This window comes from Pseudomonas sp. SIMBA_067 (assembly GCF_046534675.1).
Classification (GTDB): Bacteria; Pseudomonadota; Gammaproteobacteria; order Pseudomonadales; family Pseudomonadaceae; genus Aquipseudomonas; species Aquipseudomonas putida.
In genome coordinates this window covers 1-259 of the sequence record NZ_JAWRYH010000724.1, presented here as the reverse complement: position 1 = coordinate 259, position 259 = coordinate 1, and the positions used below count along the sequence as shown (strand labels likewise).

General features: G+C 59.5%; 1 pseudogene. It reads left to right on the top strand.

The features are described 5' to 3' along the window. Positions 1–259: pseudogene (locus SB765_RS31060) on the top strand (sensor histidine kinase KdpD); the annotation flags it as partial.

The window sequence follows — 259 nt, the reverse complement described above, 5'->3', positions numbered from 1 at the left end:
GATGTACTGACTACTGTCAACGTACAGCATCTTGAGAGCCTCAACGATGTGGTGGGCGGCGTCACCGGCATTCAGGTGCGCGAAACCGTGCCCGATCCCTTTTTCGACAGCGCCGACGAAGTGGTGCTGGTCGATCTGCCGCCCGACGATCTGCGGCAGCGGCTGAAAGAGGGCAAAGTCTATATTGGCGACCGCGCGGAACGCGCCATCGAAAACTTTTTCCGCAAAGGTAACCTGTTCGCCCTGCGTGAGCTGGCCC